Source organism: Sphingomonas bacterium, assembly GCF_028289855.1.
In the GTDB taxonomy this organism is placed as follows: Bacteria; Pseudomonadota; Alphaproteobacteria; order Sphingomonadales; family Sphingomonadaceae; genus Sphingomonas.
Genome location: NZ_JAQGKZ010000080.1, coordinates 53,114 through 67,057 on the forward strand (window position 1 = coordinate 53,114; position 13,944 = coordinate 67,057).

General features: G+C 67.3%; 13 protein-coding genes. All 13 read right to left on the minus strand.

Features of this window, described 5'->3' with window-relative positions; genetic code table 11:
- Window positions 1-3 precede the first annotated feature (3 nt).
- The 13 genes from JWM94_RS09225 to JWM94_RS09285 all read right to left on the minus strand — a co-directional run bounded on the left by JWM94_RS09225 (window position 4) and on the right by JWM94_RS09285 (window position 13,844).
- On the minus strand, window positions 4-1,794 hold the full coding sequence (locus JWM94_RS09225; RefSeq protein WP_299425412.1) for a baseplate J/gp47 family protein: 1,791 nt from the start codon (window positions 1,792-1,794) through the stop codon (window positions 4-6).
- Window positions 1,795-1,796: 2 nt separating this feature from the next.
- Entirely contained in the window at window positions 1,797-2,153 is a 357-nt protein-coding gene (locus JWM94_RS09230; protein WP_299425416.1) for a GPW/gp25 family protein, read from the minus strand.
- Complete coding sequence (locus JWM94_RS09235; protein ID WP_299425419.1) at window positions 2,150-2,998, minus strand: phage baseplate assembly protein V; 849 nt, start codon at window positions 2,996-2,998, stop codon at window positions 2,150-2,152. The genes JWM94_RS09230 and JWM94_RS09235 overlap by 4 nt, the downstream gene beginning before the upstream one ends.
- Window positions 2,995-4,140 carry a hypothetical protein gene (locus JWM94_RS09240; protein ID WP_299425422.1) on the minus strand — a complete coding sequence of 382 codons (1,146 nt, stop codon included), beginning with the start codon at window positions 4,138-4,140 and terminating at the stop codon, window positions 2,995-2,997. Before JWM94_RS09240 ends, JWM94_RS09235 begins: the two co-directional genes overlap by 4 nt.
- A complete protein-coding gene (locus JWM94_RS09245; protein WP_299425425.1) occupies window positions 4,137-4,439 on the minus strand; it encodes a hypothetical protein in 303 nt (100 codons plus the stop codon). The genes JWM94_RS09240 and JWM94_RS09245 overlap by 4 nt, the downstream gene beginning before the upstream one ends.
- 10 nt (window positions 4,440-4,449) lie before the next feature.
- Window positions 4,450-5,100, minus strand: a complete 651-nt coding sequence (locus tag JWM94_RS09250; protein WP_299425429.1) for a hypothetical protein — start codon at window positions 5,098-5,100, stop codon at window positions 4,450-4,452.
- Window positions 5,097-6,119 (minus strand): hypothetical protein, encoded by a 1,023-nt coding sequence (locus JWM94_RS09255; RefSeq protein WP_299425432.1) that lies wholly within the window; start codon window positions 6,117-6,119, stop codon window positions 5,097-5,099. The genes JWM94_RS09250 and JWM94_RS09255 overlap by 4 nt, the downstream gene beginning before the upstream one ends.
- A complete protein-coding gene (locus JWM94_RS09260; RefSeq protein ID WP_299425436.1) occupies window positions 6,110-8,017 on the minus strand; it encodes an AAA family ATPase in 1,908 nt (635 codons plus the stop codon). Before JWM94_RS09260 ends, JWM94_RS09255 begins: the two co-directional genes overlap by 10 nt.
- Before the next feature lies 1 nt (window position 8,018).
- Window positions 8,019-8,621, minus strand: a complete 603-nt coding sequence (locus JWM94_RS09265) for a DUF4255 domain-containing protein (RefSeq protein WP_299425439.1) — start codon at window positions 8,619-8,621, stop codon at window positions 8,019-8,021.
- Between the two features lie 234 nt (window positions 8,622-8,855).
- Window positions 8,856-9,584 carry a hypothetical protein gene (locus JWM94_RS09270; protein WP_299425444.1) on the minus strand — a complete coding sequence of 243 codons (729 nt, stop codon included), beginning with the start codon at window positions 9,582-9,584 and terminating at the stop codon, window positions 8,856-8,858.
- Between the two features lie 274 nt (window positions 9,585-9,858).
- Window positions 9,859-10,422, minus strand: coding sequence for a phage tail protein (locus JWM94_RS09275; protein ID WP_299425448.1), 564 nt, complete (start codon window positions 10,420-10,422; stop codon window positions 9,859-9,861).
- A gap of 23 nt (window positions 10,423-10,445) precedes the next feature.
- On the minus strand, window positions 10,446-13,052 hold the full coding sequence (locus JWM94_RS09280; protein WP_299425450.1) for a phage tail sheath C-terminal domain-containing protein: 2,607 nt from the start codon (window positions 13,050-13,052) through the stop codon (window positions 10,446-10,448).
- Between the two features lie 87 nt (window positions 13,053-13,139).
- Complete coding sequence (locus JWM94_RS09285; RefSeq protein WP_299425452.1) at window positions 13,140-13,844, minus strand: hypothetical protein; 705 nt, start codon at window positions 13,842-13,844, stop codon at window positions 13,140-13,142.
- Window positions 13,845-13,944 lie beyond the last annotated feature (100 nt).

Genomic DNA, 13,944 nt, shown 5'->3' on the forward strand with positions numbered 1-13,944 from the left:
CGCTCATGGCTGTCGACCGGCCACGAACGTCAGTCGGTCTGGGTCGACCCGCACGACCTCGTGCGGCTGCGGCCGGATCGCCGCGAGATCGCCGTCGCCGGCCAGCGCCAAGGCGACCACGTGCGCGCCCTTTCCCTGGCGGACGGCCCGCGCGGCCTGCTCGATCATGGCGATCTCGAGCGCGATGCCGAAACCGGGCGTGACCGCATGGATCAACCGGTCGCGCACCGCCGAAGCCGCCGCCGCCAGTTCCGATCGCGCGACCGGTAACATGATGCCGATGTCCGGCTTCAGGACGGGGGCAGGGACGACCCGAACGGTCTCGCCGATCAGCAGCACGGGCGCGAACGCGCGAGTCAGCCGCGCGGTGAAATCGGCGTCCACAACGGCCCCCGACCGACGAACGACATGCAACTCGACGACCGCGGCGGCCGGCGGGGTGGGGCGGTGCACCCGTACGGCCTCGACGTCGCTCAGCCGACGTGCCGCAGTTTCGAAATCCTTGTCGGTGACGCACCGCAAGCGTTCGGTGTGCGCATACGGCGCCAGCGCCGCCGTCTGTTCGATGGTCTCCGGGTCGGTGCCGCCGGTGGCCGCCAGCGGATTGCAGACAGCGAGGATGCGGTCGTCGTCGCTGACGATATGGGTCAAGGTTCGTGCGCCGATATTTCCGGCGCAACCGCATCCCTGGCGGTGGCGCATCGCCATGGGACCGTTTGGCGCGCGGCGTCCGGATACGCCGTCGCCGAAGCGCAACGACGCCCGCGCGGCGTCGATCGGCTCGACCGCGAACACGCGGTCGAACGCCGTAGCGCGCAGGATATCGCGGCGCGCGGTCCAGCGCGGCGCACGCGGCCCGGCCGAACGCGGTCGCGCGCGTTCCAGAGTCATGGCCGGTTCCGCGCGTCGGGGCTCCTGCCGGCGCGCCGCGAGCGCGGAATCGAGCGTCGCCTCGTCGTGACGGTACGGCGCGGCAAAGCACAAATCGCTGCAGTCGATCGCCACGTCGCCGCGCCCGTCGGCGACGAGCTCGACCGGTTCGGGGGCGAGCCACGCGCCGTGGTCGGCGAGCACGATATTGCCGAGCAACGACCAGCCTGAGCGGGCGGGCGTGTCCGCCGGCAAGCGGTCGTCGCCGTGCCATACGACCCGCGTCGTGCCGTCGCCGACCACGACCTCGGTCAGGCGAACGGGATGCGCCCAGCTGGCGACGTGCTCGAGCACCAGCACGTCGCCAGCGGCCAGCGCGGGCCGCCGCCCGGCAAGATCGAGCCGATCTTCCCCCGGGCGAAGCACGGCGGCGGGGGCTGCGGTACGGAGGCGGTTGTGGCCCTTCACCAGCGTCACGGCGTGCATGGTCTCGAACATCGTCGCCGTCGCCGCTTCATCCCGGCTGATGCGAATGGCATCGAGCGTGGGGATTTGAGTCGCGAGCGCGGTTCCCGCCGGCACGACCACCCCGTCTGCGGCGGTTTCCAGGTGCACCCACGTGCGCGCGTTGCACCCTTCGTTGAGCGGATAACCGAGCAGCCGCGCATGCCGCCGGACGGAGATCCGCCGCCGCGCCGTTTCCAGATAGGCTTCGGTCGCGACCGCGTCCTGATAATAGCTTAGATAATCGGCGACATAGGCGAGCACTTCGACCAACGCGACGTCGATATTGGCGGGGTGCTGGGCGACGGCATCGCGCGAATTGGCGGCGAGGTCGTCGAGCATCAGCGCGCGAAACGCGGCATAGTCGCGGGCGAGGAAATGCACATCCTGATGGATCGCCGGATCGGACGGGGCGGCCATCGTCAGTTGGTCAACTGGACTTGGCGCAGCGTCTGCGAACTTTGGTCGAGATAGCCGATCGTCACCTGGACGAGCGAATCGACCGTCGCCACGTCGACGTGCTGGATCTGGACCACCTCACCGACCCATTGCCTGAGCGCGCTGTGGATCAGCGCCTCGACCGCCGCGGTCGTTTCGCTGCGGCCGTCGGTAAAGACGAGCCGCCGTAGCGAACAGCCGAAGTCGGGACGGTTCACGCGTTCGCCCGGATCGGTGAACACGATTTGTTGCAGCAGGTCGCGGATATAATCGTCGAGATCGGCCGTCTCGGTCTGGCCGGTCGGCGCGAGCCGGTAGGGAAAGGCGACTTGCCGGTTCATATGATCGGCGCGCCGTCGATAACGCCGCCCCCCTCGACCGCCAGCCCGCCGGCGATATCGACCGCGCCCTCGACGGTCAGCGCGCCTGCCACGTTGGTCTCCCCCTCGATCGTCACGGCGCCCAGGCAATTGGTCTCCCCCTCGACCGTCAGGACCGGGGTGATGTTGGTCTCGCCGGTGATGCTGACCTCGATCGATTCGATCTCGATCGCTTCGGCGGTGAGGTCGATCGACGAGGCCGGCACCGCGATGGAGATCAGTTCGGGCGTCAGGCCGATCATCGATTCGGGCACGGTCAGCGTGATGCTTTCCGGCGTCATCTCGACGATCGATTCGGGCACGGTCAATGTGATGCTGCCAGGGGTCATTTCGATGATCGATTCGGGGCAATCGATCGTGATGCCGGTCGAATTGAACGTCATCGTCAGCGGCACATCGACCGCAGGAACCATGCATTGCAGCGTGAAGCCGCCGACCTCCGGCAAGTCGTTCAAGATCATCGTGATGAATTCGGTCTTGAACACCTTGATCTCGGGCGGCGGCGGCTCGGGTACGTGGAGGATGTCCTCGGGACCCCAGAAACATCCCGCCCAGATCGGATAATCGGGGTCACCGCGCTCGAATTCGATCCATACGTTCGCGCCGATCGGCGGGATCGCATAGAAGCCGACATCGGGTCCGGCATAGGGGGTGCAGGGCAGCGCCCAGTTGGTCAGCGAGCCGGGGATATCGGGCACGTCGGCCCAGATCCGGCCCTGAAACAGCGGATCGAGATTTTCGATCACCTTGCCGCGAAACTTGCCGACGAAGCGAAGCTCGCCATCGCGTGGGGGGACGATGCTCATGCCGCCACCCGGTCGATGGTGCTGCCAATGCCTTCGCGGGCGAGCGTGAAGGATTGTTGGTACCGTCCGCGCGCGAGCGAATGCGTCACCGTCTTGACCCGGTAGCGGCCGTCATAACTGGTCCCGGCACCGCGCACATCGACCAGCCCGGGCGCTTCGAGAACGGCGCCGTAGCGCAGCGTGTCGACTTCGCCTTGTGCGGTCACCGCCTGGTCGGTCGAGACGTCGGTCGTCGCCTGCGCGCTGACCAAAGCCTGGATATAGCCGAGCCGCGGATCGGTGAAGATGTCGCGCCGTTGGAGCAGGCCGACCGGGTTGAGCGCCGGATCGGTCGCGAGCGGCGGCATCCGTGAACTGCCGAACGTCACCAGCGGCGCGTCGATCTCGGTGTCGTCGTCCTGGACCATGCCATAGAGCTGAACGGGCGCGAGCGAATCGAGCCGGAAGCTGATGCGATCGACATTGGTGGTGGAACCGAGATCGACCGACAGCGCCGGCTTGACCGACCCGATATTGAGCGGCGGACCCCAATAGGCGATGTTGGTCATCGGCTCGGGACCGGGCCGGACGTGGAACAAATAACCGTGCGGCGCGGCGAGTTCGCGCAGGTAGGCGCGGTCGGTGGCGTTTTGCTGGGGCGTGCGCTCGATGACGATCGGGGTAAGGTCGGCGGCGGTCGGGATCACCTCGGGCACCACGCCGATCGGGCCGTATTTGGCGAGCACCGCCAGTGCGATCAGCGAATCGCCCATTTGCGGATATTCGAGCGAGATCTGGACGCGGTCCATCAGGATGCTGACATCCTCGCCGGTCACGCTCAGCACAACACCGCCGAACGGCCCATCATGGGATAGCTCGTGCTGGGTGATGAACCCGTCGATAAGCACCTGCGATGCCGATCCCAGCCCGACGCTGACGATCGCTCGGTTCCACGGCGCCAAGTCGCCGCCGCTCAGCAACGCGAAATCGGCCGCCGGGCCGGCCGCGCGATCCGCCTTGAAGGTTAGCTTGAACGACCGCGGCGCGTCGTCGGCGCACGTGACCTCGACGCTGTCGAGCCGTTCCATCACGGCGGCCGATGCCGGTCTCGGGACGGTCGATCCGAGCCAAAGCTCGAGCTTGACGCTGGCGGGCGCCGTCATGACCGATCCCCCGACGGCCGAAGCGCCGGCACCGCCAGCACCTGGCCGGGCTCGACGAGGTCGAACGGATCGAGCGCCAGATTGGCATCGGCGATCCGCCAGAACAGCAGGGGGTCGCCGAGCGCCCGCGCCGCGACCAGATCGAGCCGATCGCCATCGCGCGGCACGATCGTCGACCGTGCCGCGTCGGGATCGACCCGCGGCAGGAAACGGCGCTTCTTGTAGATCACCTCGATGCCGTCGTCGGTGACGCAGCGCAGATTGCCGATGGCAGCGTAGCGATTGCGGGGATCGGCCATCAGCGCTTCCTCACAATCCGCCCGAATCCACGCCGATCAGCGGCGTAGTGCTGCCCGTCGCTTGCCCGGCGATGGTATTCAGCGCCTGCTGATAGGCCGTGAACGTGAAATAGGCGTGGTTGTCGGCCGACACGTCGGTGTACGTCAGCACGCGCATCGCCAGCGTGACCGTCGCGCGGATCGGGTTGAGCCGCGTATCGAAGAACTCCTCGTTGATTTCGTAGCTCGCGATGCGCACCGGCAGCACGCGCTTCTGGCCCCACACGAACAGCGTGCGCGGCGCGGTCAGCGGCGCGATTTCCATCACGCCGCTCGCCAGCTGTTTCTGTGCCTCATTGACCGCCGCCAGCGCCGGATAGACGAGCAGTTCGAGCGCCGCGAGCTGCGGCAGTACGGCGTATTGCAGCGCCGCCGATTTGCCGCTGCCGATATCGTCGCTCGCGTCGAGCTCGATCTCGATCGTGATGGTCTGCGCCGGCGCGCCGGTGAAGCGCACTGCCGATGATTGGGCATTGTCCTCGCCCCCGACCATCTGCGGCTGCAGCGACCGCTTCAGTGTCGATGGATTATAGGTGAACGCGATGACTCGCGGCGTCGGATCGGTCGGATCGATCGTCACGAGCGCGCCTTTGAGGATGCGCGGGCCGCGGGCGCGCGTCATTCCTCGTCCTCCATCTCATCCTCGTCGCGGCCGAGCTGGCGCGGCGGCTGTCGCGCCTGGAGATCCGAGGCGCGGGGCTGAGTCATGCTGATCATCGTCGCCGCGGCGTCGAGCGCGTCGGGCGCGAACCGCGACGCCTGTGCCTGAAATGAATCCCATTCGGAACTGCTCGGCAGCGGCCGGTCGGCGTCGATCAGGCGGTTGTGGAACGGATCGTCGGGATAGTCGCGGTGCGCGAAGGTCTGTTGCACCGACTCGGCGCGGTGCGTGTTCGGGCGCATGTTGAACGACGTGTTGACGATGACGTCGGTGTTGCCCGAGATAGCATTGTCGAACGGGATCATCTCACCGTTCGCGCCTTGCGAAATGGTGGCCAGGTTATCGATGTCCTGCGTCGCCGCGCCGCCCTGGCCATGCCCCATGCCATGGCCGATCTGATAATTGATCCCCGGGCGCTGCAGGCCGAGATCGGCGTTATAATCGTTCGCGCTGGAAAACCCGGTATTCTGGCGGAAGACGGTGCGGTGCTCGTTCGGGTCGCGATGCGGCACCGCCGCCAGCACCGGTTGCGCGCCGATCCCCCGCACCTCGGCCGGGCCGGTATAGGCGAGCCCGCGCCCCTGTTCGACATTGGCCGCCGCATGGACGAGATTGTCGAGCCCCAATGTCGGTGCGTCGGGCTGGGTGTAGAGCCCACGCATGCTGCGATGCCCGCTCGCCGCCGGCATCGCCAGCCCGGTTTCGAGCGGCACGTCGACCACCTCCATCCCCTCGGGCGGGCCCGGCCGGTGCTCCTCGTCGGATCGCCCGACCCAATGCACCTGGCCCGGTCCGGGACCCGGCACCCAGCGCGCCTGGATTACGCCTTGCGACGGGGCGATCGCGATATGGTCGAGCGAGAAGGCCGGGATGGCCAGCGGCGCGCTGTCGGGCGCGGCGACCGACGGCATCGGCTCACCACCCGATTTTTTCGCGGGACTATCCACCGGCCGCGTGACGAAGGCGCGAGTCACAGCCACCCCCGCGTTTCGCTTTCGGTCAGCGGCCGGTCGAGCTTGGCATATTCGATTCCCGCGGCGGCGCGAATGTCGCTCATGGTCAGCGGTGCACGATTGGCCGCGGCCAGGAAAGCCGCGTTGAGCGCGATGTTGCGGATGCCGCCACCGGCGACGTTGAGTTGCGCGAGCCGGGCGAAATCGAGCGCCGCCACCGGCATCGCGGCGGGAAACATCCGCTGCCAGATCGCCGCGCGCTCGGCAGCGTCGGGAAACGGAAATTGCACCAGAAAGCGCAAGCGGCGCAGGAACGCTTGGTCGATCGCGTCGCGCAGATTGGTCGTCAGGATCGCCACGCCGCGATAGGCCTCGACGCGCTGGAGCAGATAGCTGACCTCGATATTGGCGTGGCGGTCGTGGCTGTCCTTCACCTCGCTACGCTTGCCGAACAAGGCATCGGCTTCGTCGAACAACAGCACCGCGCCGCCGGCTTCCGCGCTGTCGAACACGCGGCGCAGGTTCTTCTCGGTCTCGCCGATATATTTGTTGACCACCGCGCTCAGGTCGATCCGGTACAGGTCGAGCGACAGGTCGTTCGCGATCACCTCGGCAGCGAGCGTCTTGCCGGTTCCGCTCGGTCCCGCGAACAGCGATACCATTCCGCTCCCACGCGCGCCGGTTTCGGCCATGCCCCAGTCGCCATAGACGGTCGCGCGGTCGCGGGCCTGCCCGGCGATCGCGCGCAGCATCGCCATCTCATGGTCGGGCAGCACGAGCTGGTCCCAGGTCGCACGTGGCTCGATCCGTTCGATCGTGTCGCCGATCGGCCCGCGCGCCTGGCCGCGGCAATACGCCCACACTCGGCGGGCGAACGGCGTGCCGTCGTCACGCGCGCTTGATGCGGCCAATTTGGCGCCGCGGATCGCCGACAGGTCCAGCTCGAACTGGAACGCGAGCGTCCGCAGCGCGTCCTCAGACATCTCCGCAGTGTCGCCGAGCGCATCGCGCCACAAGGCGAGCTGCTCGGACGGGGTCAGGCGGGGGATGTCGATCCGCAATACCGCGCGCATCGCGTCGATCGGCTGGCGCAGTCCGACCAGCAGCAACGGTACGTCGATCCGGTCGGCGAGCCGCCGCACGCGATCTTCCACGCCGTCGCCTTCCCCGGTCACCATCAGCAGGCGCGGCACCAGCCGTGCTTCGCGGCCCCAGATCCGCGCGAAGCGGTCGATCGCCTCGGCATCGTCGGGCAAGTCGCGCGCCGCAACGGCGAACAGGTCGGCCGACAGCCGCGTCGCCGCGTTGGCGGCGATTTCGCGCGCGGCCGAGCGATCGTCGCCGGCCAGTTGCACGATCGTGTCGCCTTGTCCGGCATCGGGCGATCCCAACACTGCGGCGACGCGATCGGCGACGGCAAGGTGCGCCGGCGCGAGCTCGCCGCCCGGGCGCACCGGTTCGACGATCGCGGCCAGCGTCGCGTCGAGCGGATCGAGGCCGGTCAGGTGATGCAGGATACGCTCGTCGATCCTGAGCGGCGCGCCGACCAGCGACGGCCCGTCGCCCAGCTTGACCAAGTGCCAGCGGCGCAGCGGCGCATCGGGGAGCGTCGCACTCCAGTGCGCGGCGGGCAACGCCGCGAGCGCGAGCGCGAAATTGGCCGGCGCGCCGGCTTGCAACTCCGCCACCAGGGCGGCGCACCCCGCATCGAGCTCCATCCCGGCGCACAGCAGCAGGACGTCGCGCTCGAAATCGCTCAGCCCGAACGCTGCCGCCACCCGCACGAGCGGCGTCGCCGGGTCCCGGCCGTCGGGCGCGCCGGCGTCGCCCGATCGCTCGCCGTCGCGATACAATTGCAGGATCGCCGCGATCCGCCGCAGCTCGGCGGCCAGATCGTCGATCGCGCCGCGCGGATCGTCCGCCATGTCAGGCCGCCACCGCTGATCGGGCCCGGCGCGGTCCTTCGACCGGTCCGCCCTCGGCGTCGAGCAGGACGGCGGAGGCGATATATTGCAGCGAGGGGCGGTGCGCGATCTGGAAGAACACCGTCCACAATTTGGCGAGCTCGTCGAGGCTCAGCGTCTGCGGGATGATCTTGATACGGTCGAGCTGGCGCGGCAGGTCCGAGTCGCGCAGGAACGCGAACGCACTGCGCGCGCCCACCGTCCGGCGCAACTCGTCGCCGGTCAGCACGGGCGCAGCATGGAGCGCGGTCAGCACCTTGCCCAGCATCAATTCGGTGGCGAGATGATCCTCGCTCGAAAAGGAAATCAGATAGTGCAGGTCGATCGCGACTTGCGGTCGCGCGACCAGCTCGCCCGCGGCGTCGCGAGTCGGCAGATCGGCGTTGCGCAGCTGGGCGTTGGGGACGAGGTGATAGAGGTACAGATTGACCTCCTTCTCTCCCGGCGTCGGCGCTTGCGGCGGCCCGACCCGGACGACCACGCCGGGCGCGACGTCCTGCACCGCGGCCTGGACGATGTCGTGCAGCGCCGCCGTGACGAACGCGATGGTGAAATGGTCGCTCACGGCCAGCGCTCGATATGCGTGGTGCGATCGGGGGCGGGTGCGGTGCGCGGCGCGCGACGTGGCGCGCGGTGGGCGGGAACGCGCAGGCGCATGCGCGACCCCACGGGCATCGCGCGGGCGCTCCAGATTATCGGCGTCGAGGCGACCATGCGGCCCAGCTGCGGCACGGGACGGAGATCGCCCCGGCCGCCCATGGCATGTCCGGCGAGTGCGGCGAACACATCCATCTCCGGGCTACTCGATGGCGTCGAGATAATATTGCCGCCGCGCCTGGCTCATCTCCAGGATCGCGGCCTCGCTCCAGCCATAGGCATGCGCGAGCGTCACGACATCCTCCAGGATGGTGCGCGCGCGGCGCTCGATTTCCGCCCACAGGAACGGCACGACTTCGAGCGAGGCGTTCCAGACGTGGTCGCACGCCGCGCAGGCCAGCGGGATCGCCAGCTGCGCCAGCGCATCTTTCTCGGCGACTGCCGCGCCCAGCGCCTCCAGCACCGATTCGGGCAAGTCGGCGGGCGCGATCGTCGCGCCCGCTACCGTCGCGCCAATCACCGCACGCTCGGCCAGCGTCCGGCGGACGCGCAGAGGGTCGCCGCTGACCGCCGCGGCCAGATCCTGGCTGGTCATCAACCGGTAATGGAGCCGATAGCCCTCGATCTCGATGTCGAACTCGCGCTGCGGCGGGGGGACGTAGCCGGCGAGCAATTCATCGATCCGCTGTTCGAACTCGAGCGGCTCGCCGCACGACGAGCAATTGACCAAGGCGCGCATGACCGGACCGATCGTCGCCTCGCGCAGCTCGAGCAGCCGCGCGTTGCGCTCGCCGATGCTGAGCGTGGACAGATCGCCCAGGGTGCTGCCCGGCGTAGCGCGCGCCAGTGCGACCAGCGCCTTGTTCCAGTCCGGGCGCGATTCGCCCGTTTCCCACACGGCGACGATATCGGCCGGCGCCAGCGCGGTCATGATGCAGGGTCCGAACTCACCTGCAACGCGGTCGTGACGGAGCCGATTTTGGTGTCAGGCAAGAAGCAAGGAGGGAGCGATGCTGAAGCATCGTGACCGACGCGGCGACGCCGCCCGGCGCCAAAATCGGCCCGCCGCTTCGCGGTCGCCCGTGGAAAACCGCCGAGCGGCGTCGCTTGCTTGCGCGTAGCCCCGGCTACGCGACTGCGCTGCGCTTCTTGTCGGCGGCTTTCCACGGGCGATCACGATCCTCGTTGCAGGTGAGTTCGGACCCTCAGCTCGCGGGCAATGTGTAGCTGGGCTCGGCCGGCTCGGTGACCGAGGTGTCGCGTTCCCAGCCTTCGTTCTCGAGCTTGAGTGTCATGATCGCAACCGCGTTGCCGTTCGCGTCCATTTCCGGCAGCGCGACGAACTCCGACGGCCAGCAACGGTAGATGTTGTACGCGATCACCTTCTGCCCGGCCTCGTTATAGACTTCGAGGATGATGTCCTTGCGGAAATCCTGCAGCGAGACGTCCTGATTGCCGGTGCCGCCCTGCTGATCGTCGATCGTCGAATTGTGGTAATCCCAGACCTTGTTGGCCCATTGCTCGAACGCGACGTCGTGCGTCACGCCGCGCTCCAGCGTGATCGCGGCAAATTCGCTTTGCCCTGGCATCCGGCGCGGGGTCGTCGGGTCGCCGCCGGCGCGGTGCGTGATGACCTGGGTCGTGCGCGTGAGCGCGCTGACCTTCGACACGCCCGCGACGTATTTGCCGTCCCACTTCAGCCGGAATTTGAAATTCCGGTAGGGATCGTAGCGATACGTCGCCTTGGGAAATTCGGTGTTGCTCGGCATGGTTCACCCAATCCTTTGCGCGGTCAGTTCGGCTTGCCGCCGGCGAGTTGCTGTATCTGGAGGACGACGAATTCGGCCGGCTTGACCGGCGCGATCTTGACCAGGATGTTGACGATGCCGTTGTCGATATCGTCCTGCGTCGTGGTCGTCGCGTCGCACGTCACCGCATAGTCGTAGAACGCGCCCTGCCGCGCGAGATCGGCGAGGAAACTGCCGACGCTCAGCCGCAGCGACGACCACAACGGCTCGGCATTGGGCTCGAACACCGCCCAGCGCGTGTTCTGGAGCAGCGTGTCCTCGATGAACAAGGTCAGGCGGCGGACCGGCAGATATTTGTAATCGTCCTCGAACTGGTCGGCACCGCGTAGTGTCCGCGACCCCCACACGACCGGGCCGATGATCGGGAAGCTGCGCAGGCAGTTGATTCCGAGCGGGTTGAGCTGGCCGTTCTCGTTGTCGGTCAGATTGACCTCGAGCCCGATCACATTGGCGAGCCCGGCATCCTGCCCGGCCGGTGCTTTCCACACGCCGCGGCCGATATCGGTGGCGGCGATCACCCCGGCGATCGCACCGCACGGTGCGAACAAGGCCGGACGCGACTTCATCAGGATATCTTCTTTCCAGATGCGCGGGAAATAGACCGCGGCGTTGCGCGCGACTTCGATCCCGGCGGCGTTCTCACCGGTGATGCCGACCTGTTCGGGGTCGATCGCCGACAGCTGGCCCTGTTCGGCCTTGTTCTTCCACGCGACCGGCGGATCGACGATGTAGATCGCGCGGCGATCGGTGCAGTAGCTCGCCGCCGCCTGGCGCACGACCGGGTCGAGATCCTGCTCGCTCTCGGGCACGTCGGGCAGGATGCGGCGGTCGGGCGGGATGCACAGCAAGCTGAACAATGCGGCCTTTTCGAGCAGATAGAGGCCGGATTTCGCGCTCTGGTCGCCGAGATAGGTTTCGGTGCTGAGATAGGTGCCTTCGTTGCCGCCGATGCCCTTGGCGCTGGCACCGTCGGCGGGTGGGATCGCCGACAGCCGGTCGATGCGCGCCAGGTTCGACGCGCTGGTCAGCACGCGGTCGATGCGGTTGGGGAAATAGGCCGCCTTGCCGGTCGATTTGACCGCGAGGTTGAGGTAGCGCTCGGTCGCGGTGACCTGGCCCCGCGCGTTTTTGAGGGTCAGCGTCAGGTTGAACAGATCGACCGCGGTCAGATCGTATTCGGCGAATTGCTTCGCGGTCGCGTCGCTAATGCCTTGGGTGTCGACTCGCGCGGTCAAGTAGTTGCCCCACTCGCCGGGATTGGCCGCGCTCAGCGCGAGCGGCGGCGCGAAGGTGATCCCGGTCGATGCGCTGAATGCGGAGGCCGCCTCGGGCAGGAAATGGATCGTGCCGTCGGCGCCGATGTAGCGCACCGAATAGACTGTCTCGTCATTGTCGACCTGGAACGTGTCGCCGATGTCGATCGTGCCCGACGACGCGTCGCTGCGCGCGGGCATGAAACTCGTGTCGCCAAGCTTGGGGCCGGTCTTGACCGCGAAGTCGGCTGGCGGCTGGCGGTCGAAGATCGGCGCGCAGCACAGGCAGAAGGTGTCGGGGTCGAGCGGGTCGCCCGACATGCTGACGAAGCTCAGCGTCGTCGGGTTCTTCTTGTCGGCGGGGGTGAAGCCGGTGACGACGTAGACGTCGGGCTTGGTGCCGATGCTGAACTGGTCGCCGACCAGCGCGTCGCCGACACCGTTGATCAGCGTGAGCGTGGCCGCCGACGGCGTCTTGCCGGCGGTAAAGGTTTCGATCTCCCAACCGTCGGGCATCGGCAGCGGCACGGGATCGGCGATGGTCGCTGCGCCGCTGATCGCGCCGGGCTTGGGGTCGAGCGTGACGACGACCTGAAGCGAATCCATATCCTTGCCGCGCACCACCGGTTCGGCGACCGCGACATAGACGGTGTCGTCGCCGGAAAACTGGAATGTGTCGCCCAGCTCCGGAAGCCCGGTACCGCCCTGCAAGGTAACCGCATTGCCCGACACCGTCAGCACCGACCAGCCGCTCGGCGAGGGGCCGTGATCGAACGACAAGGTGGCGCATTTACGGAACGCACGGTCGAGCGCGGGGACGATCGTCACGCTCGCGTCGATCTTCTTGGCCGGATTGGCCTGGGTAAAGCCGGTGACCAGATACGGACGGCTGGTGTCGCCGTTGAGGAACAGCGTCATGCCCAGATCGGGCTCGCCCTCCGACCCGCCGGTCGGCGCGTGGACGACGATCTGCGTCGCGCCCGCAGCGGCGTCGGCGTCGAGCAGCCAGCCTTCGGGCAGGACCGGCGGCGGCCCGGGGAACTTCAGCCGCGCGACGCCATCGCCGTCATTGGGCTCGAACAGCCGCGCGATGATCGCCTGCGACCCGCCATTGGCGAAGAAATCTTGCACCGCATAGCTCAGCGGATAATCGAACTTCAGCCCGCCGAACGCGCGCTGGAAATCGCCGAAGTTGAAGATCGTCACCGGTGCGTCGGCCGCGCCGATCGGCGCACGCCCGACAAAGGCGGCGATGTTGGTGGCGACCGGCGTGATCGTGTGCTGCCCGCTGGGCAGTTCTTCGACATAGACGCCCGGATAGGTCACTTCGATCGGCATGAGCGTTCCTCTTCGAACCATCCGACCCGCCATTCGGTTGCGGGGCCGGGTCCATGGTTGTTGCCTGGGGGGCGGGTCGGTATGCCGTCAGCCAACGCCGTTGGCCTGTTCGGCTCCCTGCCAGAATGTCTGCGCCGCCGTGGTCTGGTCGGTCATCAGGGTGCTGGTCGCCGCCGCGATCGATCCGCGGAACGTGGCGTGCGCGGCGAGCAGGTTTCCGGCCTCCGCCGCCAGCGCCGTCGCGGCACTCGCCGCGCTCACCTCGTAGGCCTGGACCGCGGCATCGACCTCTTCGGCCATCGTGTAGAACAGATACAAGCTGCGGCTGTTGGAGTCGGTATGCTTCAGTGCATAGCTGTCCTTCGTCGCCTTGACCGCTGCCGTTACCGCGAGATGGGCGGTATTCATCGCGAAATGGTACTGGCTGACCGCCTGCTTCCAATTGTTGAGCTCGCCCTCCAATGCCGCGACCGCTGCCGACTGGGCATTGTCATAGCGGATGTCCGCCTTGGCGAGGTCGAGCTTCTGCTGCGTCAGGAAGGGACCGATCTGCGGGTCCGCGTGACGATGATTGTGGTCCGGCACCGGTTGCGGCGGCTGCGGCGTCAGCTTCTCGCGCAGTTTTTGCACGTCCGCCTGGATATCGCCGGCCGCCTTTTTTAGATCGAGCCCGGTCACGACCGCAGTTGCCTGCATCAGCGCCGCCAGAGCGGGATCCTTCGGGACCGTCGATGGCGCCGGCTTCGCCTCTGCGACCGGTGCATTCTTATTGGAGACCTGCTTGTCTGACATCGCCATCCCGCTCCCGAACAAGGTATCAATTGAATACCTTATGGTCGCTGATGAGTAGGCCGAGAGTCAATGAGGCGATATATATCCGAAATCGAAAGAC